Origin of the sequence: Streptomyces sp. SPB162, from assembly GCF_029504575.1 — a bacterium.
In the GTDB taxonomy this organism is placed as follows: Bacteria; Actinomycetota; Actinomycetes; order Streptomycetales; family Streptomycetaceae; genus Actinacidiphila.
In genome coordinates, this window is sequence record NZ_JAQFII010000001.1 from 4,540,388 (window position 1) to 4,565,715 (window position 25,328).

Annotated in this window: 27 protein-coding genes and 1 pseudogene; 18 read left to right on the top strand and 10 right to left on the bottom strand. The window is 71.7% G+C overall.

Going from position 1 to position 25,328, the window contains the following annotated elements; translation table 11 throughout:
• Positions 1-22: 22 nt before the first annotated feature.
• Positions 23-2,305, bottom strand: coding sequence for a DUF3488 and transglutaminase-like domain-containing protein (locus tag M2266_RS20790; protein WP_277439548.1), 2,283 nt, complete (start codon positions 2,303-2,305; stop codon positions 23-25).
• The gene (locus M2266_RS20795) at positions 2,302-2,442 is read right to left on the bottom strand and encodes a hypothetical protein (RefSeq protein WP_277439549.1); all 141 of its coding nucleotides are present in this window, start codon (positions 2,440-2,442) and stop codon (positions 2,302-2,304) included. Before M2266_RS20795 ends, M2266_RS20790 begins: the two co-directional genes overlap by 4 nt.
• Positions 2,443-2,729: 287 nt before the next feature.
• On the opposite strand from M2266_RS20795, the gene mqnC reads away from it, so the two are divergent.
• Complete coding sequence (gene mqnC / locus M2266_RS20800; protein ID WP_277439550.1) at positions 2,730-3,917, top strand: cyclic dehypoxanthinyl futalosine synthase; 1,188 nt, start codon at positions 2,730-2,732, stop codon at positions 3,915-3,917.
• Positions 3,918-3,930: 13 nt separating this feature from the next.
• Positions 3,931-4,353: a hypothetical protein gene (locus tag M2266_RS20805; RefSeq protein ID WP_277439551.1), complete on the top strand. Its 423-nt coding sequence runs from the start codon at positions 3,931-3,933 to the stop codon at positions 4,351-4,353.
• 348 nt (positions 4,354-4,701) lie between these two features.
• Here M2266_RS20805 and M2266_RS20810 read toward each other — a convergent pair whose 3' ends face one another.
• Positions 4,702-5,682, bottom strand: coding sequence for a hypothetical protein (locus M2266_RS20810; RefSeq protein ID WP_277439552.1), 981 nt, complete (start codon positions 5,680-5,682; stop codon positions 4,702-4,704).
• Positions 5,683-5,850: 168 nt separating this feature from the next.
• Positions 5,851-6,255: a hypothetical protein gene (locus M2266_RS20815; RefSeq protein WP_277439553.1), complete on the bottom strand. Its 405-nt coding sequence runs from the start codon at positions 6,253-6,255 to the stop codon at positions 5,851-5,853.
• Positions 6,256-6,409: 154 nt separating this feature from the next.
• On the opposite strand from M2266_RS20815, the gene M2266_RS20820 reads away from it, so the two are divergent.
• From M2266_RS20820 to M2266_RS20860, 9 genes are all read left to right on the top strand, one after another.
• Positions 6,410-6,808 carry a hypothetical protein gene (locus M2266_RS20820; protein ID WP_277439554.1) on the top strand — a complete coding sequence of 133 codons (399 nt, stop codon included), beginning with the start codon at positions 6,410-6,412 and terminating at the stop codon, positions 6,806-6,808.
• Positions 6,801-8,312 carry a peptidoglycan-binding protein gene (locus tag M2266_RS20825; RefSeq protein ID WP_277439555.1) on the top strand — a complete coding sequence of 504 codons (1,512 nt, stop codon included), beginning with the start codon at positions 6,801-6,803 and terminating at the stop codon, positions 8,310-8,312. The genes M2266_RS20820 and M2266_RS20825 overlap by 8 nt, the downstream gene beginning before the upstream one ends.
• Positions 8,302-8,994 (top strand): ABC transporter ATP-binding protein, encoded by a 693-nt coding sequence (locus tag M2266_RS20830; protein WP_277439556.1) that lies wholly within the window; start codon positions 8,302-8,304, stop codon positions 8,992-8,994. The genes M2266_RS20825 and M2266_RS20830 overlap by 11 nt, the downstream gene beginning before the upstream one ends.
• Before the next feature lie 101 nt (positions 8,995-9,095).
• Positions 9,096-10,292 (top strand): ABC transporter permease, encoded by a 1,197-nt coding sequence (locus tag M2266_RS20835; protein WP_277441286.1) that lies wholly within the window; start codon positions 9,096-9,098, stop codon positions 10,290-10,292.
• A 63-nt stretch (positions 10,293-10,355) separates the two neighbouring features.
• On the top strand, positions 10,356-11,054 hold the full coding sequence (locus tag M2266_RS20840; RefSeq protein WP_277439557.1) for a demethylmenaquinone methyltransferase: 699 nt from the start codon (positions 10,356-10,358) through the stop codon (positions 11,052-11,054).
• A gap of 337 nt (positions 11,055-11,391) precedes the next feature.
• Positions 11,392-12,924, top strand: a complete 1,533-nt coding sequence (locus M2266_RS20845) for a hypothetical protein (RefSeq protein WP_277439558.1) — start codon at positions 11,392-11,394, stop codon at positions 12,922-12,924.
• Positions 12,925-13,147: 223 nt separating this feature from the next.
• Complete coding sequence (locus M2266_RS20850) at positions 13,148-13,504, top strand: hypothetical protein (protein ID WP_277439559.1); 357 nt, start codon at positions 13,148-13,150, stop codon at positions 13,502-13,504.
• Positions 13,505-13,620: 116 nt separating this feature from the next.
• A complete protein-coding gene (locus M2266_RS20855; RefSeq protein WP_277439560.1) occupies positions 13,621-14,907 on the top strand; it encodes a geranylgeranyl reductase family protein in 1,287 nt (428 codons plus the stop codon).
• A 365-nt stretch (positions 14,908-15,272) separates the two neighbouring features.
• Positions 15,273-15,710 carry a cytidine deaminase gene (locus tag M2266_RS20860; RefSeq protein ID WP_277439561.1) on the top strand — a complete coding sequence of 146 codons (438 nt, stop codon included), beginning with the start codon at positions 15,273-15,275 and terminating at the stop codon, positions 15,708-15,710.
• Between the two features lie 41 nt (positions 15,711-15,751).
• On the opposite strand, the gene M2266_RS20865 is transcribed toward M2266_RS20860, so the two are convergent.
• The gene (locus M2266_RS20865; protein WP_277439562.1) at positions 15,752-16,549 is read right to left on the bottom strand and encodes an AraC family transcriptional regulator; all 798 of its coding nucleotides are present in this window, start codon (positions 16,547-16,549) and stop codon (positions 15,752-15,754) included.
• Between the two features lie 75 nt (positions 16,550-16,624).
• On the opposite strand from M2266_RS20865, the gene M2266_RS20870 reads away from it, so the two are divergent.
• The 3 genes from M2266_RS20870 to M2266_RS20880 all read left to right on the top strand — a co-directional run bounded on the left by M2266_RS20870 (position 16,625) and on the right by M2266_RS20880 (position 19,376).
• Entirely contained in the window at positions 16,625-17,032 is a 408-nt protein-coding gene (locus M2266_RS20870) for a cupin domain-containing protein (RefSeq protein WP_277439563.1), read from the top strand.
• A gap of 107 nt (positions 17,033-17,139) precedes the next feature.
• Positions 17,140-18,759 carry an MFS transporter gene (locus M2266_RS20875; RefSeq protein WP_277439564.1) on the top strand — a complete coding sequence of 540 codons (1,620 nt, stop codon included), beginning with the start codon at positions 17,140-17,142 and terminating at the stop codon, positions 18,757-18,759.
• On the top strand, positions 18,756-19,376 hold the full coding sequence (locus M2266_RS20880; protein ID WP_277439565.1) for a TetR family transcriptional regulator: 621 nt from the start codon (positions 18,756-18,758) through the stop codon (positions 19,374-19,376). The genes M2266_RS20875 and M2266_RS20880 overlap by 4 nt, the downstream gene beginning before the upstream one ends.
• Before the next feature lie 66 nt (positions 19,377-19,442).
• Here M2266_RS20880 and M2266_RS20885 read toward each other — a convergent pair whose 3' ends face one another.
• A complete protein-coding gene (locus M2266_RS20885; RefSeq protein WP_277439566.1) occupies positions 19,443-19,946 on the bottom strand; it encodes a peptidylprolyl isomerase in 504 nt (167 codons plus the stop codon).
• Positions 19,947-20,028: 82 nt separating this feature from the next.
• The gene (locus tag M2266_RS20890) at positions 20,029-20,433 is read right to left on the bottom strand and encodes an ATP-binding protein (protein WP_277439567.1); all 405 of its coding nucleotides are present in this window, start codon (positions 20,431-20,433) and stop codon (positions 20,029-20,031) included.
• A 231-nt stretch (positions 20,434-20,664) separates the two neighbouring features.
• On the opposite strand from M2266_RS20890, the gene M2266_RS20895 reads away from it, so the two are divergent.
• From M2266_RS20895 to M2266_RS20905, 3 genes and pseudogenes are all read left to right on the top strand, one after another.
• A complete protein-coding gene (locus M2266_RS20895) occupies positions 20,665-21,552 on the top strand; it encodes a helix-turn-helix transcriptional regulator (RefSeq protein ID WP_277439568.1) in 888 nt (295 codons plus the stop codon).
• A 10-nt stretch (positions 21,553-21,562) separates the two neighbouring features.
• Complete coding sequence (locus M2266_RS20900; protein ID WP_277439569.1) at positions 21,563-21,760, top strand: DUF397 domain-containing protein; 198 nt, start codon at positions 21,563-21,565, stop codon at positions 21,758-21,760.
• Positions 21,761-22,424: 664 nt separating this feature from the next.
• Positions 22,425-22,619, top strand: a pseudogene (locus tag M2266_RS20905) (DUF397 domain-containing protein); the annotation flags it as partial.
• Here the strand turns inward: M2266_RS20905 and M2266_RS20910 are convergent.
• From M2266_RS20910 to M2266_RS20920, 3 genes are all read right to left on the bottom strand, one after another.
• A complete protein-coding gene (locus M2266_RS20910; protein WP_277439570.1) occupies positions 22,616-22,924 on the bottom strand; it encodes a helix-turn-helix domain-containing protein in 309 nt (102 codons plus the stop codon). The pseudogene M2266_RS20905 and the gene M2266_RS20910 overlap by 4 nt on opposite strands.
• Positions 22,924-23,115 carry a DNA-binding protein gene (locus M2266_RS32390; protein WP_346780915.1) on the bottom strand — a complete coding sequence of 64 codons (192 nt, stop codon included), beginning with the start codon at positions 23,113-23,115 and terminating at the stop codon, positions 22,924-22,926. Before M2266_RS32390 ends, M2266_RS20910 begins: the two co-directional genes overlap by 1 nt.
• Before the next feature lie 333 nt (positions 23,116-23,448).
• The gene (locus M2266_RS20920) at positions 23,449-24,336 is read right to left on the bottom strand and encodes a C40 family peptidase (protein ID WP_277439571.1); all 888 of its coding nucleotides are present in this window, start codon (positions 24,334-24,336) and stop codon (positions 23,449-23,451) included.
• A 616-nt stretch (positions 24,337-24,952) separates the two neighbouring features.
• Between M2266_RS20920 and M2266_RS20925 the strand changes: the two genes are divergently transcribed.
• The gene (locus M2266_RS20925) at positions 24,953-25,312 is read left to right on the top strand and encodes an NADH-quinone oxidoreductase subunit A (protein WP_269273369.1); all 360 of its coding nucleotides are present in this window, start codon (positions 24,953-24,955) and stop codon (positions 25,310-25,312) included.
• The last annotated feature ends 16 nt before the right edge of the window (positions 25,313-25,328 follow it).

Genomic DNA, 25,328 nt, shown 5'->3' on the forward strand with positions numbered 1-25,328 from the left:
GGCGCTCTGTGGACGGAGGCGGTCAGCCCCGCCGCAGGCGCAGTGCGCGCACGATCCGGTCGCGCCGCGGGATGGTGCGCAGCACGACGCGTTCGATGGCGTCGCAGTGCGCCCAGGCGGCGTCGGCCGCCGCCGGGTCGGGGGTGCGGCCGCCGTAGCCGACCTCGTTCACCAGGCGGGCCAGGTCCGGGAGATGCTCGCCCGCGGCGCCGCCCACCCGGGACGCCCCGAGCGCGGCGACCTCCTCCGCGGTGTGCGCCCCGGTGGCGGGCAGCCCGATCTCGGTCAGCCGGTCGACGATCTGCTGCCAGGCGCCCAGCACCCGCTGCCGCACGTCGGCGGCCCCGCGCCGCCGGGCCCGCCGCCGCCACGGCAGCCAGGCCGCGTAGAGCAGATAGCCGAGGACGAGGAGCAGGGCGGCGGCCGGGCCGTAGATCCGCCAGGGGGTTCCGGCGGCCGGGGCCGCCGCCGTGGGCCGCGTCGTGCCGGCCCCCTTGGGCGGCGCCGACGGCCGCGGCTGGTCGGTGATCTGCTGGTCGACCGTCTTGCGGTCCTTGGTCTGGCCGGCCGGGGCGACGGAGGTGCCGTCCTGGGACGTGGTGCCCGGGGTCGGGTAGAAGGGGACCCAGCCGATGCCCTGGAACTCCACCTCGGGCCAGGCCAGTACGTCCTTGCCCGCCACCTGCCAGGTGTCGTCGCCGGTCTTCGTGCCGGGGCGGAAGCCGACCACCACCCGCGAGGGCAGCCCGAGCGTGCGGGCGAGCACCGCGAACGAGGCGGCGAACTGCTCGGAGGTGCCCCGCTTGCCCTCGGTCAGGAAGAACTCCAGGCCGCGGTAGGTGTGGCCGGGGATGGCCCGCGGGTCGAACTGGTAGGACCCGCGCAGCCAGTCGGCGAGCTTCACGGCCTGCTCGTACGGGAAGGAGCTGCCCTCCGTGGCCTTCGCGGCGATCTTGGTGAAGGACGCGACGGACGGGATGGGCTGGTCGGCCGCGTCCGTGCGCGGGAGTTCGACGAGCTCCGGGTCGTCGGCGGCCGGAGCGTACTGCAGCCGCCGCACGTCGTAGACCGGCAGTTGTGACACGGCCGTGTAGGTGAAGCCGGGGGGCGCCGTCCGGTCGGTGGCCGGTACGCCCGCGGCCGGGTCCACCGACAGGTCGGTGTGGTCCGGCAGCGTCACGGTCGAGGGCCGGTCGGCGGCGGGCAGCCAGATGCCGGGCAGCGCCTGGACGGTGAAGCGCTGGGTCACCTCGCGCCGCTCGCCCGGATCGACGCCGTGTTCCGCGGGGACCCGGCCGCCGGTGCGGACCAGCTCGGCCGTGCTGGACCACGTGGTGCCGTTGTACGTGTCCAGCACCGCCAGCCGGTAGTTGGTTTCGGCGGCGGTGCGGACGGTGAAGACCTTCGCGTCGCCGCTGCGCATCAGCGCTGCGACCTGGTCCAGCGGACTGATGGACTGCGGGCGGACGGTGGGCGGGGTGATCGCGTCCCGCGGGTCGTACGCGGCGCCCATCCCCGGCAGGCCGGTGCCTGCCAGCGAGGCGACGAGGGTGAGGCCGAGGACGACCGGCAACCCGAGCGCCAGTCCGCGCAACGACGGGCTCACCCGCGAGCGGACCAGGGCCAGCAGCGCGGTGAGCGCGGCCAGCGCGGCCACCACCGGGTAGTCGGAACCCGGGCCGTCCACCCCGAGCACCAGCGGGAAGCCGAAGGCGAGCACCGCGGGCAGCGCCGGCAGCAGCGGGGTGCGGGTGCGCAGCGCCAGTTCGGCGGAGGTGAAGGCGGCGAGCCACAGCACCGCGTGCGGCAGGACCAGCAGCCGTGCCTCGCCCGGGACGGGGAGGATGGTGGTCAGGACGGCGTGCGGGGCGTCGAGCAGCGCGGGCCGGATGGCACGCGGTCCGCCGTCCCGGAACATCGTCAGCCAGACCGTGCCCGTCCAGGCGGTGGCCGTCAGGACGACGGACGGCCAGAGCGGACCGGTGCGGCCCTTGCGGGACAGGGCGCCCGACAGCGCCGCCGACAGGACGATCGGCGCGAGGACGGCCACCGCGAGGACGGGCAGCAGGTCGCGGGTGCCGAACACCCGGTGCCAGCCCAGGCCGGAGGCGGCGAGCAGCGCGGCGACCGGCAGCAGCGACCACAGGCGGCGGGCGCGCCCGAGGCCCTCGCCGCGGGTCGTGACCGTGCTCGGCGGACGTTCGGCGCTCGGCCCGGTGGGCGCGGGCGCGGCCCAGTCCCAGTTCGGGCCGCCACCCTGCGGCGGCAGCGGCGCGGTGCGCGCGGGACGCGTGGTGGCGCTCACCGCACGGCCTCCCAGCGCCAGCCGGCCAGCAGGGCGTCCAGCGACGCGATGTGCAGCTGCGGTACGTCGACGGTGGCGCTGGACACGCCCTGCGCGTCGGGCGCGGCCATGTCCTGGCCGGCGCGCAGCATCGTCACCCGGTCGAAGCGCCGCCTGACCCGGCCGAGCGCGGTGAGCCCGTCGGTGTCGCCGGTGCCCGTGACGACGATCAGCGAGCCGCCGCCCCGGTGGTGCTCCAGGCCGTCGAAGGCGGACGCGGCCGACGTGCGGTCGGAGCGGCCGATGAGGGCGAGCCGGTAAGCATGTGACGAGCGGTCCCTCCGGGAACCGCTCAGCGGCCCCCGTGGCCCGCCCAGGGGAGTGTCCGTGGTCTGGCGTACGCTGAGCTGGTCCGTCTTGTACCCCTTCGGAAGGGACAGCCCCGGTGAGCGACTACGCAGCCGTCCTCGATCGCGCCGCCGCCGGCGGCCGCATCACCCCGGAGGAGGCGCTGGACCTGTATCGCTCCGCCCCGCTGCACGCCCTCGGCTCCGCCGCCGACGCGGCGCGCCGCCTGCGGTACGCGGGTACCGAGCACATCGCGACGTACATCATCGAGCGGAACATCAACTACACGAACTCGTGCGTGACGGCGTGCAAGTTCTGCGCGTTCTACGCCGCGCCGCAGAGCGACAAGGTCTGGACGCGTGACATCGCGGACATCCTGCGCCGCTGCGCGGAGACCGTGGAGCTGGGCGGCACCCAGATCATGTTCCAGGGCGGCCACCACCCGGACTACGGCGTGGAGTACTACGAGGAGCACTTCGCCGCGATCAAGAAGGCGTACCCGCAGCTGGTCATCCACTCGCTGGGCGCCTCGGAGATCGAGCACATGTCCCGCATCTCCGGAGTGACGGCCGAAGAGGCCATCCGGCGGATCCACGCCGCGGGCCTCGACTCCTTCGCGGGTGCGGGCGCCGAGCTGCTGCCGGCCCGGCCGCGCACCGCCATCGCGCCGCTCAAGGAGTCGGGCGAGCGCTGGCTGGAGATCATGGAGATCGCGCACAACCTGGGCGTCGAGTCGACGTCCACGATGCTGATGGGCACCGGCGAGACGAACGCCGAGCGCATCGAGCACCTGCGCATGATCCGTGACGTACAGGACCGCACGGGTGGCTTCCGCGCGTTCATCCCGTACACCTACCAGCCGGAGAACAACAAGCTGAAGGGGCGGACGCAGGCCACGATCTTCGAGTACCTGCGCCTGATCGCGGTCGCCCGACTCTTCCTGGACAACGTCGCCCACATCCAGGGCTCGTGGCTGACGGTGGGCAAGGAGGTCGGCCAGCTGTCGCTGCACTACGGGGCCGACGACCTCGGCTCGATCATGCTCGAGGAGAACGTGGTCTCCTCGGCCGGCGCCAAGCACCGCTCGAACCGGATGGAGATCATCCAGCTGATCCGCTCGGCCGGCCGCGTCCCCGCGCAGCGCGCGACCACCTACGAGCACCTCGTCGTGCACGAGGACCCGGCGAACGACCCGGTCAACGACCACGCGGTCTCGCACCTGTCGTCGACGGCGATCGAGGGCGGCACGGCGCACCCCGAGCTGAAGCTGCTCGCGGCCAACTGACGCGGCCGACCGAATGCTCACGATCCACATCGGGGACGGCGGCACCGGACGGGCGGTCGCCGTCTCCGGAGACCGGATCGAGGCGGTCGGCACGGCCGACGAGCTGCGCGCGCTGTTCCCGCGGGCGAGGGTGCGGGAGTGGCACGGCACGCTCGGCCCGGCGCTGGTGCACGCGGCCCCGGTGCCGGACGCGCCGAGTCCGCGTGAACGGATTCACGCCCTCCTGCGGCTCGGGGCGACAGCCGTTGTGGACGGGTACCTGACCGACCCCGCCCTGCGGGCCGCCGCCGCACGCGGCGGTCTGACCCGGGTACCCGCCGGATCCGTGCCGCCCGCGCTCGTGACCGGCGGCCGGGCGGACCTGGCGGTGTTCGACGCCGGCGGCGGCTGCGTGGCCACCGTGGTCGGCGGACGGCTCGTGCACCGGCGGGCGTGACCGCCGCGCGCGTGGTGCACCAGCGCGATCAGGCTCAACTGCAGCCGTGAGACGCCGCCGAGCTTGAAGCGCAGACTCGCGACGTGCAGTTTCACCGTGCGTTCGGTGATGCCCAGTTCAGCGGCGAGCTCCCGGTTCGAGGCGCCGTCCCGCAGGCTCATCAGCACCTGGTGCTCACGGTCCGTCAGATCGGGGATCAGCCGCAGCCCCGCCAGGACCGCGCTGCCGTCGGGGTGGGGATCGTCTCGCGGTCCGGTCCCGCAGACCTCGCACACCGGGCAGAGCAGATGCACGGATTCCCCCCGGAAGCGTGGACTGGAGCACACGGAAGGCTATATCAGCTCCGACTCAACCGGAGAGTGAATCGGCCAGCCGCATCCGGGCCTGCTGCTGGTCCTTGAAATTCTTCAGGACTTCCGCGTTCTTCTCGATCAGCCCCTTCTGGTACGCGGACTCGACGGCGTACCAGACGCCCACGAGGTTCACCTGCCGCTTGCAGGCCACGTCGGCGGTGGCGGTGGTCACCGCTTGCGAACCCGACAGATCGACCAGCTGCAGGGTGCTCGGCACGTCCATCGGCGACGCGACGTGGTAGCCGTGCTGAGCCATGCACGCCGACCACTTCCGGATCGCCTCCACCACCCGGGAGTCCTGGCGTGACCGTTCGTTGGCCTCGGCGTTCAGGTTCTGCGAGAAGGTGATGTCGACGGCGGCGGCGTCGGGCGAGTAGAGCCGGAGCCCCGCCTCGCCCGAGCAGCCCGCCACCGGGATCTTGACGCCGTTGACCGCGCGGGTGTTCTTCCCGGACGTCCTGGCCTTCTCCGCCTCCTCCAGGTTGCCGGGGAGCGACGAGGGATCCAGGTCGGGCGGCCCGTCGAGGACGAGGGACTCGTTGCTCCCGGTGGCCGGACGCGGGGCGCGGGCGGGCGTCTGCTGGGGCGGGCTGCCGTAGCCGTAGCGGGCGGCCAGCGCCGGGCTGGACAGGCCGTAGCGCCGGCCGTTCTCGCCGTAGACATCGGTGGTGGTGGCGGCGGAGTCCGGGGACTTCGGGGTGGTGTAGCGGAAGCCGTAGCGCCGCATGCACTGGTCCACGAGGACGTTCTGCGCCCTCTGCAGCTCCTGCCGCTGCGCCGCGGGAACGAGGTAGGCGTCCATCGGGAACGTCAGCCCGCTGCTGTCGAGGAGCACGGGCGTCGTGGCGACGTCGGGTTCCGCCGCCTTGTCGTCGGATGCGCCGGAACCCCCGGAACCGCCCCCGCAACCCGAGAGCAGCAGGACGAGGCAGGCGGGGGCGACGACGGCGGTGACGGCGGCACGGAGGCGGGGCATCGGCGGGCTCCAGAGGACACGGGTCTGCGGGGTGCGGGGGTGCGGGGGTGCGGGTGGAGAGTCGGGGAGGGCGGGCATGCTGCCGGAGCCCGCGCGGGCTCCGCCGCTCCGACCGCCGGGGTGCGGCGGAGCGACGGAGCGGCGGAGCGGCGGGCGCGGACCCGAGGATCAGCCGGGGTTGGCGGACGAGACCCGGTTCCTGAAGTTGGTGCTGGCGTTGCTCCAGGTGGACGCCGGTATCCAGCCGTGGATCCCGGACCGGAAGGGGTCCGTCCAGACGCTCCAGGTCTGCGAGTCCCGGTTCCAGTACGACTCCGTGTTGTCGTTCGGTGAGATGCTGGTGTTCGCCGGATACCGCTCGGGGCGGAAGTCGTTCCCTGGGTAGAACAGGTCGAACATCAGGTTGGTGCGGTTCTCGGCGTAGTAGAGGCCCAGCTCGCCCTGCTCCAGGTGCCCGTCCTTGCCCAGCGCGGCGGCGGGCTCGGCGCAGACGATCGAGGCGGTGCCGAGTGCGGCCGCTGCGAGCGTTGCGGCGAGTGCTCCGCGCAGGGTCGTGCGGTGGATGTGCGTCATGCGACGTTCCTCTCTGATGCGGGGTGCGTGGCGTGCTTCCGACCGTCAGTGGACAGAGACGGCGGCGCACTATGCGAACAGAGGGAACGGGGGTATCTCTACTGGCCCTTGGGACAGTAGAGCGGTTGTTCGATCAGGGCTAGGCTGATCGATCGTGCAGATCGCAGACCTGACCTTGTCGTCCAGGATCCCCCGCCGTCCGGCCCTCCTCCCGTTCCTGCCGGCACTGCTGGTTGTGGTGCTCGGAACCGGCGGCTGCTCCGACGGTTCCGGTAGCCCCGGGAGCTCCGGGAGTGCGAAGGACGGCAAACCGGGCGTGAGCGACAGCGCTACCGGCGGCGCCATGCCACCGGCCTTCCTGGCGGCCATGCGGCAGGAGACGAAGTGCATGCGGGAGCACGGGATCACGGACTATCCGGACCCCAGCCCGACGAACGGCGAGTTCACGTACCCCGCCGCGTTGGGCCTGCGGCTGAAGGAGGACCCGGCCACGGCGGCCATCTGGCACACCTGCCAGGCGAAGTTCGGCGGCGATGGGATCCAGGGTGGCTGACGCGCCCGCACCGCTCCTCGCACGGCGCCGCGTCTGGGTGATCGCCGTCGCGGTGGGGGCGCTGGCGCTGTCCGGCTCGGCCGCCGGGGCGTCACTGGTCATCAAGTCGCCCGCCCAGGCCGCGGCGGAGCGCGCGGCTCCGCCCCCCGACCTGCTGACCGCGCCCGTGGAGCGCAGGGTCCTCAAGGACTCGGTGATCCTGCGCGGCACGGTGCGGGCCGGGCAGTCGGTGGACGTCTCGCCCTCCGTCACGCCGGGGGAGGGCGCCGGTACGCCGGTCGTGACGAAACTACTGGCGGGCCTCCGGGCGACGGTGACCGACGGCAAGGTGCTGCTGGAGGTGTCCGGTCGGCCGGTGTTCGTGCTGCGCGGCGCGCTGCCGGTGTACCGGGACCTGAAGCCGGGCGCGACCGGCGACGACGTCGCCCAACTGCAGCGCGCGCTCGGGGAACTGGGCCACCGGTCGGGGGGCGACCCCGCCGGGACCTTCGGGCCCGGGACGAAGGCGGCGCTGACCGGGTTCTACGCCTCGATCGGCTACGACCCGCTGCCGGCCCACGCGGACGGCGGCGCGGCGCTGAAGGCGGCGCGGGACGCGGAGACCGCGGCCGAACGGGCGCTGCAGGACGCGCAGGACGCCCAGGACGAACTGGAAGCGGCGGACGAACCGCCGGCGGCTCCGGCCGGGAAGCCCGGCAGCGGCAGCCCGTCGACCGGACGCCCGTCGGCCGGGAAACCGGCCTCAGGCAAGGCCGCCAAGCGTGCCGTGCAGCGGGCCCGGGAGGATCTCAGCAGCGCGCGGGGGGACCTCGCCGCGGTCCTCGCCGCCGACGGGCCGATGCTGCCGGCGGGCGAAGTGGTCTACCTGGACGGCTTTCCGGCCCGGGTGGACTCCATACCCGCGCATGTGGGATCCAAGGTCTCGGGATCCGCGGTCATGACCGTATCGGCCGGGGCACTGGTGGTGCGCGGCGCGCTGCAGGAGTACCAGAAGGGATTGATACGGCCGGGGCAGCGGGTCCAGATCCTGTCGGAGGTCAGCGGGGTGACCGCGGCGGCGACGGTGGCTTCGGTCGGCACGGCCATCGACAGCGGGAGCGGGCAGCCGGCGGGAGCCGCCTCACCGGACCAGCAGGGGCAGCAAGGGCAGCAGGGACAGGACCAGGGCCAGGGCGGGTCCGCGGGACAACGCGGCTATCCGCTCGTAATCCGTCCCGACCAGCCGCTGGACCCGCAGCTCGCGGGGCAGGACGTCCGGCTGACCGTCGAGGCCGCGTCCACCGACGGCATGGCGCTCGTCGTCCCCGTCACCGCGATCTCGGCGGGCGCGGACGGCCGTACGGTCGTCACGGTCGTCGCGGGGGCGGGCGCGCAACGCCGGGTGGAGGTCCGGCCCGGCACCACCGGGGACGGCTTCGTGGAGGTCGTCCCGGTGGGGGGCGGCGTGCTCGCGGAAGGCGACCGGGTCGTCACCGGCGTCAAGGGCGCCCCCCGTGCGCGTTGAGGTCCCCGCGGTCATCGAACTGCGGCAGGCGGGGCTCACCTACCCCGGGCCGCCGCCGGTCGCCGCGCTCACCGACTGCGAACTGACGGTTCGAGCGGGCGAGTTCGTGACGGTCGTCGGCCCCTCCGGCTCGGGCAAGTCCACCTTCCTCAACATCGTCGGCCTGCTCGACGTGCCCACCTCAGGCAGCTACCTGCTCGACGGCATCGACACCGGCGCGCTCAAGGACGCCGACCGCACCGCGCTGCGCGGCCGGCGCATCGGGTTCGTCTTCCAGTCCTTCCACCTCCTGCCGTACCGCACCGCCGTGGAGAACGTCCGGCTGGCCCTGCTGTACAGCGCCGTGCCTCGCGCGGAGTCGTCCGAGCGGGCCCGCGAGGCGCTGGTCAAAGTAGGGCTCGACCACCGGCTGGACGCCGTGCCCACCCGGCTCTCCGGCGGTGAGCAGCAGCGGGTGGCCATCGCGCGGGCGCTGGTCTCCCGGCCGTCGCTGCTGCTCTGCGACGAGCCGACCGGCAACCTCGACACCGCCACGGCGGGCGCGATCCTCAGCCTGCTCGACGAGTTGCACGCCGACGGCATGACGATCGTCGTCATCACCCACGACCCGCTGGTGGCCGCCCGCGGCGCGCGCACCCTCGCGATCCGCGACGGCGTGCTGACCGAACGGGCCCTGGTGTGAGGGCGCGGTCGCGGTTGCGGTCGTGGTTCGGTGCCAGGCGCGGAGGACACCCGAAAGCCGAGCGGCGCCCCGTCGAGCCGTCCGTCCTCCCGCCGCGCGAGCTGCTCTCCGAGTCGCTCGCCGGGATGCTGCAGCGCCCCGGCCGCTCCGCGCTCACCGCGCTCGGCACGGTCCTCGGCGTGGGCACGTTCGTGGCGATCCTCGGGCTGACGGCCACCACGTCCGCGCAGATCGACTCCCGCTTCGACCTGCTCACCGCGACCGAGGTGACGATCGAGGACGTCACCGCCCAGCAGAACGCCTTCGCGGGACCGGTCTTCGCGGCCGACGCCGACGACCGGATCGGCCGGCTCGGCGGCGTGGAGCACGCGGGGGTGTTCTGGCCGGTGCACCCGGCCGGCAGCTCCGGCGTCCGCTCCTCGCCGGTGGGCGCCGACTCGGGCGGCGGGGACTCCGGCGGCGCGGACATTGGCATCGTCGCCGCGTCCCCCGGCGCCCTCCTCGCGGCGGACCCGCACCTCGCCCAGGGCAGGCTCTACGACGACTACCTGTCGCGGAGCGCGCAGCCGGTCGTCGTGATCGGCGCGGGCACCGCCGCCCGGCTCGGCATCACGACGCTGGAGACGTATCCGGCGATCTTCATCGGCGACCAGCCGTTCACGGTGGTCGGCATCATCGACGACACCCGCCGCAAGGCGGACCTCCTGCTGTCGGTGATCGTGCCGCGCACCACCGCCGAGCGGGTCTGGGGCCCGCCGAAGAGCGGCGACGCCAAGATGCTGGTCGCCACCCGGATCGGCGCCGCGGGACAGATCGCCCACGAGGCCCCGACCGCGTTGCGCCCGGACCACCCCGAGTACCTGAAGGCCGTCCCGCCGCCCGACCCCCGCACGCTGCGCGGCACCGTCAGCGGTGACCTCAACCAGCTGTTCCTTCTCCTCGCGGCGATCTGCCTGGTCATCGGAGCCGTCGGTATCGCCAACACCACGCTGGTCGCCGTCCTGGAACGCACCGGCGAGATCGGGCTGCGCCGCGCCCTGGGCGCGCGCGGCCGGCACATCACCGCCCAGTTCCTGGCGGAGTCCGGCGCCCTGGGGGCGCTGGGCGGGCTGGTCGGCACCGGTCTCGGCGCCCTCACGGTCGTGGTGGTCGCCGTCGTACGGGACTGGACGCCGGTCGTCCATCCGGCGACGCTCGCCGCCGCCCCGGTGATCGGGCTGCTCACGGGCCTGCTCGCCGGCCTCTACCCGGCCCTGCGGGCCTCGCGCATCCAGCCCGCGGAGGCCCTGCGCCGCTGACCGGCGGGTGCCCCTGCGGGTGGCCGCTGCTTGGGCACCCGGCGCGGGGTGGAGAATGGACCCGTGACCCGAGCCTCCCTGGAAAAGCAGCCGCACGAAGTCGCCGCGATGTTCGACGACGTAGCCGCCAAGTACGACCTGACGAACGACGTGCTATCGCTCGGCCAGGCCCGGCTGTGGCGCAAGGCCGTCGCGCAGGCCCTCGACGTCCGGCCCGGCGAGCGCGTGCTCGACCTCGGTGCCGGTACCGGCACCTCCTCGCTGCCCTTCGTCGCGGCGGGCGCCCAGGTCGTCCCGTGCGACTTCTCCGTGGGCATGTTGCGCGAGGGCAAGAAGCGCCACCCGTCCCTGCCGCTTACGGCGGGCGACGCGACCAGGCTGCCGTTCGCCGACGGCGTCTTCGACGCGGTCACCATCTCCTTCGCGCTGCGCAACGTGCACGACACGGACGCCGGACTGCGCGAGATGCTGCGTGTCACCAAGCCGGGCGGCCGCGTCGTGATCTGCGAGTTCAGCAGCCCGACGTTCAAGCCCTTCCGCACCGTCTACACCGAGTACCTGATGCGCGCCCTGCCGCCGGTCGCGACCGCCGTGAGCAGCAACCCGGACGCGTACGTCTACCTCGCCGAGTCCATCCGCGCCTGGCCCGACCAGGCGGCGCTCGCCGCCCGGCTCCAGGGGGCCGGCTGGTCCAAGGTCGCCTGGCGCAACCTCACGGGTGGTGTCGTCGCGCTCCACCGGGCGGCGAAGATCGGTCAATAACCGCCCAGTTGTGAGGGCGGTGACCATAAACTCCGGGGTCTGAAAGAGGACGGCGGTTTCCGACGGCTGTCCTGGCAGCCGTACCCGACCTCCGGAGTGCCCCATGCCGTTCTGCCCCGCCTGCGGCGACGCGTCGGCGGACGATGCGCGTTTCTGCAGGAGATGCGGCCGTGAACTGGCGGCGCCCCCGATACCGACGCAGCCGCCGGCGGAGGGGCAGGTGCCACCGGTGCCGTCTGGCGGTCAGGTGCCGCCGGGGCCGTCTGGCGGTCAGGGGCCGCCGGTGCCGGGGCCGGGGCGGGGTCCAGGGTCCGGTGGTCAGGCTCCGCCGGGGCCGGTGCAGCCGCCGCTTCCGCCGACCGCGCCGCCCCCGTACAGCGGGCCGTCCTACGGTCCGCCCGCGTCCGGGCCGCCGGTCTACGCCCCGCCCGCGTACGCGCCGCCGCCGTACACCCCGACCCCGTACGCCGCGGTGCCGCAGGGGCCCTCACCCCTGGCACTGTTCCTGCGCCGTACCGTCTCCGGCGACTGGACGGGACCGCTCAAGGCGGGTCTGTGGCCGACCGCGGTGCTGCTGGCGTTCGCCGCGATCCTGGCGACGCAGTCCAACCGGCAGCTCGACAAGGTCGACGTCGGCTACGGCGACCGGCTGCGCAGCTACCTCGCCATGGTCCTCCAGGGCGTCGGCGGCGTCTTCGGCGTCAAGCTCTCGTCGGGGAACGGCGGTTCGTCCTACGACGACTACGACTCCTCGATCGCCTCCCCCCTCCTGAGGTCGACGTCGCAGGACACCGCCACGTTGTCGGTCGTGCCGCTCGTGGTCACCGTCCTGTGGGGCGTCGCCCTCGTCCTGGCCCTGCGCCACCTGCGCCGCACCCAGACCGGCGCGGAGGCGGCGATCCGGGTGGCGGTGGTGTGCACGGTCGCCGCGCTCGTCCTGGCGCTCGTCGCGCAGCCGGATTACTCGGTGTCGTCGGAAGGGTCCGGGGACCGGATCGAGATCACGTCGGGTCCGTTCGCCGTGCTGCTGTGGACTTTCGTGCTCAGCCTGCTGCTGGGTCCGTCCGTGCTGTGCCGCGACCGGCTGGACGGACCGTCGGCCACCGGCCCGGGACTCGCCGCCGCGGCCCGCGCCCTGCGGGCCGCGATGCTGGCACTCGGCATCGGCGTGGCCGTCTGCGCGGTCATCGTGCTGATCGTCCTGGCCGATCACTCCGAGGAGATGGACAGCGGGACGTGGATGGGTGTCGCGTTGCTGATCGTGAACGGGGGCGTCTCGGCGCTGGGCCTCGCCTGGGGAGTGCCGGTCGAGGCGACGCGCTCGGGATCGGGATCCGGATCGGGAACGAGTGCCGAAACCGAGCGGTTCGGCCTGTCCGACCTGGGCCAGTTCCACAACGGCTGGGCCGTTCCCGGGGCGATCGCCGCGGGCGTGGTCTGCGCGCTGATCCTCGGCGTCGTGGCCGCCCGCCGCTGTGCCGACCGGCGCGAGCAGTGGCTCGCCGCCGGCTTCTACGCGGGACTCTTCGTTCTCCTGATCGGGATCGGCGGTGTGAAGGGCGAGTACGCCGAGGGCACCAGGTCCGCAAGCGTGGAAGCCGCCTCCAGCGTCCCGGAAGCGCTGCTCTTCGGCCTGCTGTGGGCCTTCGGCGGAGTGCTCGCCGTGACGTTCCTGCTCCGCGTGCGCGCGGGAGGGCAGGGCGGCTGGGGCGGCACGCCCGGCCACCCGCCCGCCTACCCGCCGGGGTACGGGCAGCAGGGCTACCCGCAGCCGGGGTACGGGCAGCAGGGTTACCCGCAGCAGGGGTATGGGCAGCAGGGCTACACGCAGCCCGGTTACGGACAGCCCGTTTTCGGCGCAGCCCGGTGACGGACAGCCCGGTTCCGCGCAGCCGCAGGGCCCGCAGCCGCAGGACCAACCCTCGCAGGGCCCGCGACCACAGGACCAGCCCTCGCAAGGCTCGCGACCACAGGACCAGCCACAGCCCTCGCAGGACCCTCGGTCGCAGAGCCCGCAGCCGCACGACCCGCAGGCGTTCCAGGGGCGGCCGTATGGCGCGCCGTCCGCCGGTGGGTTCGGCGAACCGGAACTCTTGCTGAACCTCAACGCCCCCTCCGACACGCCGGCCCGCGCGCCCCGCAACCGGCTGCTCGTGATCGGTCTGATCATGCTCGGCGCCTTCGCGATCGGCGGCGCGGCCGCCGCCGGCGTGATGATGTACCACCGGAACGACGACAAACCGGCGGACCCCGGCTCCTCGACGTCCTCGCCCGCCGTGCCGGGCGACGCCGACACCAACGCGACCGGCGGCATGACGGAGTCCCCGTCCGACGGCGTGACGTCCGATCCCTTCGGCAGTCCGACGGGCGCTCCCTCCGCGACTCCGACCGACGATCCGGCGGGCAGCGCCTCCGACGACCCCGCCGCGCTCCCGAGCGGCCCCGTCTGAGGCGCGCCGGGCGTGGCCGGACCAGGGCCACACCGAGAGCCGCCGCTCGCACCCGGACGGCGGCCTCATAGACTCGGTCGGAGCCAAGACCCCTCGCCGAGACCGGAGAGCCCACCGTGACCGACACAGCCCTGTCCGAGAACAGCGCCGATGTGATCGTCGTCGGCGCCGGGCCCGCCGGTTCGACGACCGCGTACTACCTGGCCAAAGCGGGACTCGACGTCCTCCTCCTGGAGAAGACCGCGTTCCCGCGCGAGAAGGTCTGCGGTGACGGGCTGACCCCGCGCGCCACCAAGCAGCTCGTCGGGATGGGCATCGACATCTCCGAGGAGGCGGGCTGGCTCCGCAACAAGGGGCTGCGCATCATCGGCGGCGGCGTCCGCCTCCAGCTCGACTGGCCGGAACTGGCCTCGTACCCGGACTACGGACTCGTCCGCAAGCGCGAGGACTTCGACGAGCTGCTCGCCCGCCAGGCGCAGAAGGCCGGCGCCCGGCTGCACGAGCGCTGCAACGTCGGTGCCCCGATCCGTGACGAGCGCACGGGCCACATCATCGGCGTCGAGGCCAAGCTCGGCGAGGAGAAGACCCCGGTCACCTTCCACGCCCCGCTGGTCGTGGCCGCCGACGGCAACTCGACGCGGCTCTCGCTGCACATGGGCCTGCACCGCCGCGAGGACCGCCCGATGGGCGTCGCGGTCCGCACGTACTTCACCTCGCCCCGCCACGACGACGACTACCTCGAGTCCTGGCTGGAACTCTGGGACAAGCGCGGTGCCGAGGACCGGCTGCTGCCCGGCTACGGCTGGATCTTCGGCATGGGCGACGGCACGAGCAACGTCGGCCTCGGCATCCTCAACTCGTCGAGCGCCTTCCGGGAGCTGGACTGGCGCGAGGTCCTCAAGACGTGGTGCGCCTCGATGCCCGCCGACTGGGGCTACACCGAGGAGAACCAGGTCGGCCCCATCCGCGGCGCCGCCCTCCCGATGGCCTTCAACCGCCAGCCGCACTACACCAAGGGCCTGCTGCTCGTCGGCGACGCCGGCGGCCTCGTCAACCCGTTCAACGGCGAGGGCATCGCCTATGCGATGGAATCCGGCCAGATCGCCGCCGACGTCATCGTCCAGGCCCACGCCCGCCAGACCCCCGCCCAGCGCGAACTGGCCCTGCAGAACTACCCGCGCATCCTCAAGGAGACCTACGGCGGCTACTACACGCTGGGCCGTGCCTTCGTGAAGCTGATCGGCAACCCGCGGGTCATGAAGGTCATCACCCAGCGCGGTCTCACCCACCCCGTCCTGATGAAGTTCACGCTCAAGATGCTCGCCAACCTGACGGACCCGACCGGCGGCGACGCGATGGACCGCATCATCAACGGCCTGAGCAAGGTGGCCCCGAACTCCTAGGCCGTGTCTGACACATCCCGCCTGGCCCGGGACGCCTGGCACGCGCGCTCTCCCCCAGCTACCGCTGGGAGGGGCCCCAGTTGTCGGGCCCGCCCCGGTACGTCCAGTACAGGGGCGACCCTCCGCCGTGCGATCGCACGCACCAGACGCCCCGGGCCCCGCCCTCCGGGCGGACGCCGGTATGTGTCAGACACGGCCTAGTGCCGTATCAGGCAACGTTTGCCCTGTTGTGATGTGACGCGCCGTCCCAGTGCTGCGCCGGGCGGCGCGTGGTCGTCTGGCGAAACCGCCACGCCGACGACCGGCGCCTATGCTCCGTCGTTGCCAGGGCCAACGTCGCCTGACCGTGCAAGAAGGCAGAGAAGATGACCACGCAGACCGACCGTGTCGACCACGAACTGATCCGGGCAGCGGTGCACGTCGCGGCCACACGCTGCCGGGGCGACAACCACACCATGGCGGCTGCGGCCCGCGCCCGAGACGGCCGGATCATCACTGCGGTGAACGCCTATCACTTCACCGGAGGCCCCTGCGCGGAACTGGTCCTGATCGGCACCGCTGCCGCCCAGGGCGCCTATGACCTGGACAGCATCGTCGCCGTGGGTGACCGTGACCGAGGCGTCGTGCCCCCATGTGGCCGCTGCCGCCAGGTCCTTCTTGACTACTTCCCAGCACTCAAGGTCATCGTCGGGACAAACGACGGCCTCCGGATGGTGCCCGTCACCGAGCTGCTTCCCGAAAGCTACATCTGGGCAGACCACCAGCTCGACGCTGAGGAGAGCACACCACTCAGCACGAGCTGACGCACCAGGCGTCCCGGGCCAGGCGGGATTTGTGACACGGCCTAGCTCGTGGGATGTCCGGCGTACCGCGCGGGTGTGGTGCCCACGTGGCGTCGGAAGTGCCGGTTCAGGTGCGCCTGGTCGTAGAACCCCACCTCGGTGGCGACGTCGGCCGGGCGCCCGCCCGCGAGCAGCAGCCGCCGCGCCCGGTCGACGCGCAGCCCGGTCAGATAGACGTGCGGCGGTAGCCCGTACGTCTGCTTGAAGCAGCGGATCAGATGGGTGGGGTGGGAGCGCAGCAGCGCGCTCGCCTCGTGCAGGGCGATGCCCTGCGCCACCCGGGCGTCGAGCAGCTCGCGCAGCGCCACCGCCAGCCTGGCCGCCTCCCGGCCGGGTCGGCGGGTCCGGCCGGCGGCCAGGTGGACGTTGAGCCGCTCCCGTACGAAGGCGAGCCGGGACTCGCCCTCGAAGGCGTCCCCCGCGTGCCCGAGGGCGTCGTGCAGCTGCCCGATGCGGTGGCGCAGCAGCCCGTCGGTGAGGACGGGGCGGTCGACGGCCGTGCCGGCCAGGGTCTCGGGCAGCATGTTTCCGTCGAGGTACAGCACGCGTTTGCGGAATCCGGCGGGAGTCGCGGTCCGGCCGTCGTGGAAGACGTTCGGCGGCAGCAGTAGCGCCACGGTGTCGGTCCCTGAGGCGCCGTGCCGGTGCCGGTCGAGGCCGAAGTCCACCGACCCGTCGTCGACGATCATCAACGTCCAGGTGTCATGCGTGTGCGCGGGATAGGCGTGGTCCACGAAGTGCGCGTGGAAGACCTCGCTGATGCCCGGGACCGCCGGCCGCCAAGCGGTGATGTCACCCATGCGAGGAACGTACAAGACCGCCGGGCGCGTGCGGGGCCACGATCAGGGGACCAGCCACTCAGAAGGGCCTTTCCCATGACCGTCTCCGAAACCGCCCCCACTGTGCCCCCCGCCGTGCCTCCCGTGGTGAACATCGCCGCCGCGCTCGGCCGGTTCACCGAGCAGTGGGCGCAGCGCCGGATCGCCGGCGTCAACGACTACGACGTCAAGGTCGCCAAGGTGCAGGGCGAGTTCGTCTGGCACACCCACGAGGACACCGACGAGCTGCTGCTCGTCATCAGCGGCCGGCTCACCGTCCGCTTCAGGGCGGGGGACGCGGTCCTCGAACCGGGGGAGTTCCTCGTCGTCCCGCGTGGCGTGGAGCACTGCACGGCCGCGGAGGAGGAGACGGCCATCCTCCTGCTGGAGCCCGCCGGGGTCGTGAACACGGGCGACGCGGGCGGCGCCATGACGAAGGCCGCGCGGGAGCTGGAGACCTCCTGACCGATCGCCGAACCGAACCCGACGGCGATGAGGAACGAGATTTCTATTGACACTAACTTCCATTTGTTGGTTACTTCTTTTAGGAACCAACCACCGTGGAGGTCGTCGTGCCAACTCCCGTACTCTCACCGCGTCGTTGGTGGGCGCTGGGCGCCCTGACGCTCAGCGTCCTGATCATCGGACTCGACGGAACGATCATCAACGTCGCCTTCCCGACGCTCGCCGCCGACCTGGGCGCCACCAGCGCCCAGCTCCAGTGGATCGGCGGCGGCTACCTCCTCGCGCTCTCCGTGGCGATGCTCCCCATCGGGCTGCTGGGCGACCGCTACGGCCACAAGCGACTGCTGGTCACCGGCATCGGGCTGTTCGGCGCCGCCTCGCTGGCCGGGGCGTTCGGCGGGTCGCCCGCCGCAGTCATCGTGGTCCGGGCGGTCCTCGGCCTCGGCGCCGCGATGATCATGCCGCTCTCCATGGCGATCCTGCCCAAAATCTTCGACCGGGCCGAACTCCCCAAGGCCGTCGCCACCTGGACCGCGGCTACCGCCTTGGGCATGCCGATCGGCCCGATCGTCGGCGGCTGGCTGCTCAACCACTTCTGGTGGGGCTCGATCTTCCTGTTCAACGTCCCCGTCGCCGTCCTCGCCCTGGTCGCGAGCGTCTGGCTGCTGCCCGCGGACCGCACGCGGCCGGCCGACGGCGCCGCGTCCACGGCGGTCGACGCCCTCCCGCGGCAGGCCGAAAAAGTCGCGTCCACCCCGTTCGACGCCCTCGGCACGGCGCTCAGCGCCCTCGGCATCACCTCACTCGTCTACGGCACCATCCAGGTGCCGGGCGAGGGCTGGGGGAGCCCCCTGGTGTTCGGCACGATCGCGGCGGGCGCGGCCCTGCTCGCCGCCTTCGTCGTCCGCGAGCGCCGTACCGCCCACCCCCTGGTGGACCTGGGCCTCTTCTCCAACCGCCGGTTCCTGTGGGGCTCGCTGGTCGCCGTCTTCGTCAACTTCGCGGTCATGGGCATCCTGTTCGTCGTCCCGCAGTACCTGCAGTCGGTACTGGGGAACGACGCGTTCGGCACCGGACTGCGGCTGCTCCCGCTGATCGGCGGACTGATGGTCGCCGCGATGCTGAGCGAGGCACTGGTTCCCCACCTCGGCGCCCGCGTCGTCATCCCGGCCGGCCTCGCGCTGCTCGCGGCCGGGGCGCTGCTCGGATCGACGGTCGGAGCCGCGGACGAGTACGGCTTCACCGCCACGTGGCTCGCGCTCACCGGCCTCGGCTTCGGGCTCGCGGTGGTCCCCGCCACCAGCCTCGTGATGTCCTCGCTGCCCACCGGCAACACCGGTGCGGGCACCAGCCTGCTGGAGACCGTCCAGCAGCTCGGCGGCGTCCTCGGGGTGGCGGGCCTCGGCAGCCTGCTCAGCGCCGGCTACCTGGCGCGCCTGTCGGTCGCCGGCGTCCCGGCCGCCGCCGCCGACGCTGCCCGGGACTCGGTGACGGGCGCCGACGCGGTGGCCGCGTCCACACACGACGCGGCCCTGCTGGCCTCCGCGCACCACGCGTTCCTGCACGGCATGAGCCTGGTCCTGGTGGCCTGCGGTGCCATCGCGATCCTCGGCGCCGTCCTCGCCGCCGTCCACCTGCCCGGCCGGTCGAAGGAGGCGCGCCCCGAGGGGTCCGCGGCGTCGGAAGTGGCCGCCCCGGCGGGTGACCGGCGAGAATTGGTCGTATGACCGACATGGAGACCTCGACCGCCCCCGGCACGGCCGGCCTCAGCCTGCGGGAGCGCAAGAAGCAGAAGACGCGGCAGAGCATCCGCCGCGAGGCCTACCGCCTCTTCGCCGAGCAGGGCTACGAGGCGACGACGATCGACCAGATCGTCGCGGCGGCCGAGGTCTCCCACAGCACGTTCTTCCGGTACTTCCCCGCCAAGGAGGACGTCGTCCTCACCGACGAGTACGACCCGATGCTCGCGCAGTCGCTGAGCGCCCGCCCCGCGGACGAACCGATCGTCGACGCCATCCGGCACTCGCTGATCGACTCGCTGGCGGCGGTCCTCGTGGCGGACCGGGAGGAACTGCTCTTCAAGACCCGCCTCATCTTCAACGTCCCCGCCGTCCGGGCCCGCGCGATGGACGAGCAACTGCGCAACCAGAACGCCATCGCCGAACTGATCTGCGAGCGCAGCGGGCGCGAGCCCGGCGACCTGGAGGTGGACTGCGCCGCCGCCGCGATCATCGCCATCTCCATGACCGTCATCCGGCACTGGGTGGAGGGCGACGGCAAGGAGGACCTGGCGGCCCTGTACGACCACCACCTCGACCTGCTCTCGCGAGGCCTGCGCTTCTGACGTGACGCGCGCCGGGAGGCGGGTACCGCCGCCCCGGCGCGTCCGTCATACGTCCCGCTGAGGGCGTCAGTCCTTGACGACGCCGGACTCGGCGATGGTGACCTTGGCGGAGGTCTTGCCGCTGCGCGAGCCGTAGCCCTCGATCTTCGTCACCAGGTCCAGGCTGGCCTGGTCGGCGACCTCACCGAAGACGACGTGCTTGCCGTCCAGGTGCGGCGTCGGGACGGTGGTGATGAAGAACTGCGAGCCGTTGGTGTTCGGCCCGGCGTTCGCCATCGAGAGCAGACCCGGCTTGGAGTGCTTGCGGGTGAAGTTCTCGTCGGCGAACTTCGCGCCGTAGATGCTCTTGCCGCCCGTGCCGTCACCGCGGGTGAAATCGCCGCCCTGGAGCATGAAGCCCGGGATGACGCGGTGGAACGAGGACCCCGCGTAGCCGAAGCCCTGCTCGCCGGTGGCGAGGGCGCGGAAGTTCTCGGCGGTCTTGGGCGCCACGTCGTCGTACAGGTTGAAGGTGATGCGCCCGGCGGGGGCGTCGTCGATGGTGATGTCGAAGTACACGCTGATGGTCATGCCCCCCATCCTGACACCCCGACCCCCCGCTGGCCGATTCCCGGGCCCCCGGCACGCCCCCGAACCTGTCTGACCTGGCCTTTCACAAGGTGAACCAGACGGATTTCCCGGGCCCCGTGTCAGTGGCCCGCACCCCCCAGTCCGTGGCGCAGTCCCCGATGAGCGCCAGCCCCCGCCCCGACTCGTCACCCCCCTCGGCGGCCCGCCCGGCAGGCATCCCAGGCGCGGAGTCGTGCACGAGGACGCGCAGCGTCGTCTCGGCGGCGTCGGCGGTGGTCCACTCGGCGGACAGCGTGACCGGTATCGAACAGCCACTGACATGGCACGCGTTGACGGCGTTGGTCACGGCCTCGGACGTCAACAGCAGGGCGGTATCGGTGAGATCGTCCCGCCGCGCGCTCCGCAGCAGCGCACGAACGGCCTCACGAGCGGACCGCACCCAGACGGGGTCGGGTGGGAAGACGAGCGAAAAGTCGGGTCCTGGCATGACGCGATGCCTCCGGGTGTCCGGTTGCCCTCAATGTATTGACGTGGGGTCAACTCGCCCTGGAGTAGCGGTGTGGCTGCTCCGGCTGCTCCGCAAGGGGTGGGCGAGTCATTCTTGACGCCAGAGAACGACATATAGCGATTGCAACCAAATCGCCGGAAGTGCTCCGAACGAATGGACCGTGCCCCCGACCGACGGGCAGACTGCCCGTGATCCCTCGAGGAGGTAGTGATGGGCCTGAGGTCCAACCCGTCTCAGCGGCAGCGCCGCTTGGGTGCGGAACTGCGCAGGCTTCGCGAGCTGAGCGGCATGTCCGCCACCGACGCCGGAGCCCTCGCCGGGCTGGGGCGCGCCCACATGAGCCACATCGAAATGGGACGTACCGCCATCCCCGAGGAAAAGCTCCGCACTCTGGCGGACGCCTACGGTTGCAACAGTCAGACCTTGATCGACGCGCTGGTGGCGATGGGGCGCGCGACGGGCAAGGGGTGGTGGCTGGATTTCCGGCCGACGCTCCTCGACACTGCTCTGGACTTTGCCGAGCTGGAGTCGACGGCCGATGCCATCAAGACGTTCGGGCTGACCTTCATTCCCGGCCTGCTCCAGACGCCGGCCTACACGCGTGCGCTGTTGGCTTCCGGTAGTCCTGACGCGCCACCGGATGTCTTTGAGCGGTACGCCGAATTCCGGCAACGACGCGGCCGGATTCTGCTGGGGGAGAGTCCGCCGCAGTACCAGACGGTGATCCACGAGACCGCGCTGCGACTGAGCTTCGTGGGGGTCGATGTTCTGCGCCAGCAGATCGAGCACCTACTTGAACTTGCCCGGCTCCCGCACATCCGGATCCAGATCATGTCGTTTGCCGCCCCGATGATCCCGGCCTCCAGCAATTCCTTCGTCCTCTACGAGCCCGGGGTGCCCGAGCTGGGTACGGTGCATGTGGAGCATCCGGTCTCCGTCACGTTTCTGACCGAGCCTCAGTATCTATCCCAGTACACAGCGGCCTTCGAGCAATTGAGTACCACGGCCCTGTCTCCACTCGACCCCAAACCTGACATCACCTCTTGTACGAGGCGAGACTCCTTGGGGCTCATCCAGCACGCGCTGTACACCCTGTGAAAGGCAGAGCATGTCCGAACTCAACTGGCAGAAATCGAGCTTCAGCGGAGACGGCGGCAACGGCAACTGCCTGGAGGCCGCAACAGCACCCACCGGCCTGATCCTCTTCCGTGAGAGCGAGCGCCCCGGCGAGGTACTGACCACCAGCCCCGCCCATTGGGCGGCGTTCCTCCGGATAATCAAGGCTGACGTGGCCGGCCGGTTGTAGCCCGCTGCGGTGGGGTGGTTGACGTCAGAGCATCGCGAAGTGGTGCGTCTGCGGCGCTGCGCGCCTTGACCGCGCGGAGGGGGAGGCTCCCGGCGCTGCGCGCCTGCCAGCGGGTCGGCCCGCTGCGCGGCCCGGCGCCAGGTGAACCCGGTCCGCTGCGCTCCCCGTTGTGGGTGGCGGGCGTTTGGTCGGTCTTCCTCGCGTCGGGGTGGGGTGGGTGTGACGAGGGATGCCCTGTGGGTCTCAGGGGGCGACTTTCCAGCAGACGTGGATCACTACGAACGGTTTCTAGTCCGTTGGGCGAAGTTCCGGCCGCCCGAGCTGATCATCCAGGTGGGCGGGAACCAGGCAGCGGTACCGCGCGCTTCACCCGCCCGGGAGGCGCGCCGCTTCGCCGGCCATGGCCAACCCCCCACCGCGCGCGGGCAGCGCAGCGGACCGGAATCCCTGCGGCCTGCCGGGCCGCGCAGCGGGCCGAGCCTCTGGCAGGCGCGCAGCACCGGGGCCGGGCCCCCTCCGCCCGGTCAAGGTGCGCAGCGCCGCAGACGCACCACTTCGCACTGTTCTGAGTTCAGCTGCCACTGGTGCGGGCTGTGCGGCGTGTGCCTCGAACCCAGCGAACCCAGCTCGCGCCCTCGCGTGAGGGCGGACGGTTTGGCGGAAGTCACGCTTCAGCGGGGACGGTGGGAACCCCAGCTGCCTCGAAGTCGGCGCAGCCCGCACCGGCCTGATTCACCTCCGCGAGAGCGACCGCCCCGGCGAGATCCTGACCACCACGCCCGCCCACTGGCCGGCGTTACTCCGCGCGATCAAGGCTGGCGAAGCCGGCCCGTTCTCGCCGCAGCGCGCGCAGCGCTAGGCGGCGTGGGCCTCGAACCAAAGGGAGCCCAGGTCGTGCCCCGGGGTGAGGCGGACGTCGGAGTCCAGGGCGGCAGCCAGCGTGCGGAGCAGCAGTATCGTCGGTTCGGTGCCGCCCTCTTCGATGCACTCGATGGCGTCCTGCGTCATGCCGGCCCGTTCCGCCAGCTCCGCCGTGCTGAGGCCGAGGGCCGCGCGGCGGTCGTACAGCGCCTTGCCGAATGCCAGGGACTCCCGGATCGCGATCCGCTCAGGATCCTCGGCCTCAAGGCCGGAGGGGACCCAGCGGGTGTGCCGGCTTGCCATTACGCCTCCCGCTCGTACGACTCGTTCACTGGTCCATGATGCTCGCTGTCACAGACTTTCTGCGCGCGCACAGCCCGGTCGATCTGTGCCGGGTCGTGCTGTTTCGTCTTGCGGAACACCGTGAGCAGCACGATCTTCCGGTCCGGGGTGATCCAGTAGGTGATGCGTGGCGCGATGTCCCGCAGGCGCATGCGCAGCTCACACACCGGGCCTTCCAGGTGGTCGGACCAGGGGCCCCAATGCTCGTCCCCAGTTCCGCCAGCAGGCTGACGATCTCGTCCACCCGCTTGAAGTCGTGATCGCTGAGGCTGTCGAGCCACGCGCGGACCTCCGGTTCGATCTCGACGCGGTGCAACTCGTTCACTGGCCGTTCTCTCCTCCCCGAACCTCTCATCCGTCCCTGGACGGAGAGCAGTGACAGGTTCGCGGAGGTAACGGAGAGCCGCGAGGCAGCGCGCATCGCGCGCAAGGGCCGCCGCCCCGAGCGGTGGGGTGGCGGCCCTTGTGGGGGAGGAGGGGGTGGGTCAGGCGACGCGGGTGGCGAAGTCCGGGGTGGACCAGCTCATGTCGTGGACGCCGATGCCCGTCTCCGGGTTGGCGGCGTCGAGGTACTGGTCGTTCCCGATGTAGACGCCGACGTGGTAGGCGCTGCCCTGGCCGCCCCAGAAGACCAGGTCGCCGACCTGGAGGGAGCTGATGGACACCGGGGTGCCGGTGTTCGACTGCTCCTGGGAGGTGCGCGGGAGGTCCACGCCGATCGTCTTGAACGCCGCCTGGGTCAGGCCCGAGCAGTCGTACGAGGACGGGCCGGTGCCGCCCATGACGTACGCCTTGCCGACCTGCGCCTGCAGGAAGCTGATGACGCTCGCGATGCTCCCACTCGCCGTGGAGGCGGCGGAGGACACCTTCGAGGACGAGGACGAGGAGGACGAGGAGTCGGAGGACGTCACCGAAAGCTTGGCGCGCTCCGAGGAGCGGGACGCGGCCTGGGAGGCGGCCTCGCGTGCGTCGGCGGCCTTGGCGGCGGCCTCCTCGGCGTCAGCGGCCTTCTTCAGCTCGGCCTTCTTGGTCGCGGCCGCGACCTTCTTCGCGTCGGCGGTCGCGGTGTCCTCGGCGTCCCGCAGCTTCAGCTGGACGACCGTCTGGTCGAGAGCTGCTGCGGCCTGCGCGGCGGAGGCGCTGGTGCTGAGGGCGGGGATCTGCTCGGCGGTCGTCGTGGTGTCGGCCGGCGCCGGCGGGGTGTTGCGGTGTTCGGCCATGGCCGGAGCGGCCGCGCCACTGAGCGCGAGCGCACTGACGACGCCGCCGACGATTCCGGCCCGACGGACCCAGTTCGGGTTACCGGGAGCGGCGTGCCGTCGGCGGCGTATATGCGATTCGGACGAGGTCGTCCGGTTCAGGTTCGGGGACATGTGGTCCTGGCTATCAGGATGCGACGGTTCCGTTCAACAAAGGTGGGATGCGACACAGTTGTCGTGTGCACGGCCTAATGTCCTTATTTGGATCATGCTCACCGGAACCATATGTCCGACTCGTTCCCCTGGGGTCACCGGGCCGCCGCCGCGTGCTCGTGAGTGGGTTCACGTACCTCAGCGGGACCTTCGTCCCGTTCACCCTCCGGGGGGCGATGGGCGCTATCACGCCATTCGGTCCAGGGCGAATTTGCTTCCCGCGAGGGGCCCTTGATAATGCGCGCGCCGCCGTGACCAGGGGTAACGTGAGTGAATGTAACGTCAAGTGATTGTTTGCACCGCATGCGGTGCAAGATCACCGCTCATCAGCCTTCATGATCATTCGTCAGGTGGTGGAGATCACAAGGCCCTTGGGTGACCCCGTGTCGCAGATCACAGACCGCCGGGCATAAGATGCAGGCGGCTTGGGCTTGTGAACTGCCTCACATAGGCGCGATCTTCAGATGAACGCGGTCTGAAAGCGATCTTCGTGGGGCCGGACGCGACCCGGGCTCACGGTCCCTCCCCGCGGGGGGACCCCCACGCAGTCATCGGCGACTGGAAGGAGCGGGGGACGGTGAACGCCTACGCGCCCATCCTCGTGTTGGGCGGCCTCGGGGCCGGCTTCGCGATCTTCTCCGTGATCACGGCCTCGATCGTCGGACCGAAACGGTACAACCGGGCCAAACAGGAAGCCTATGAGTGCGGCATCGAGCCCACTCCGCAGCCCATCGGCGGCGGGCGCTTCCCCATCAAGTACTACCTGACGGCGATGCTCTTCATCGTCTTCGACATCGAGATCGTCTTCCTCTATCCCTGGGCCGTCACGTTCGACTCCCTGGGGATTTTCGGGCTCGTGGAGATGCTCCTCTTCGTGCTCACCGTCTTCGTCGCCTACGCATACGTGTGGCGACGCGGCGGCCTGGAATGGGACTAGGGGACAAGGGGCCAAC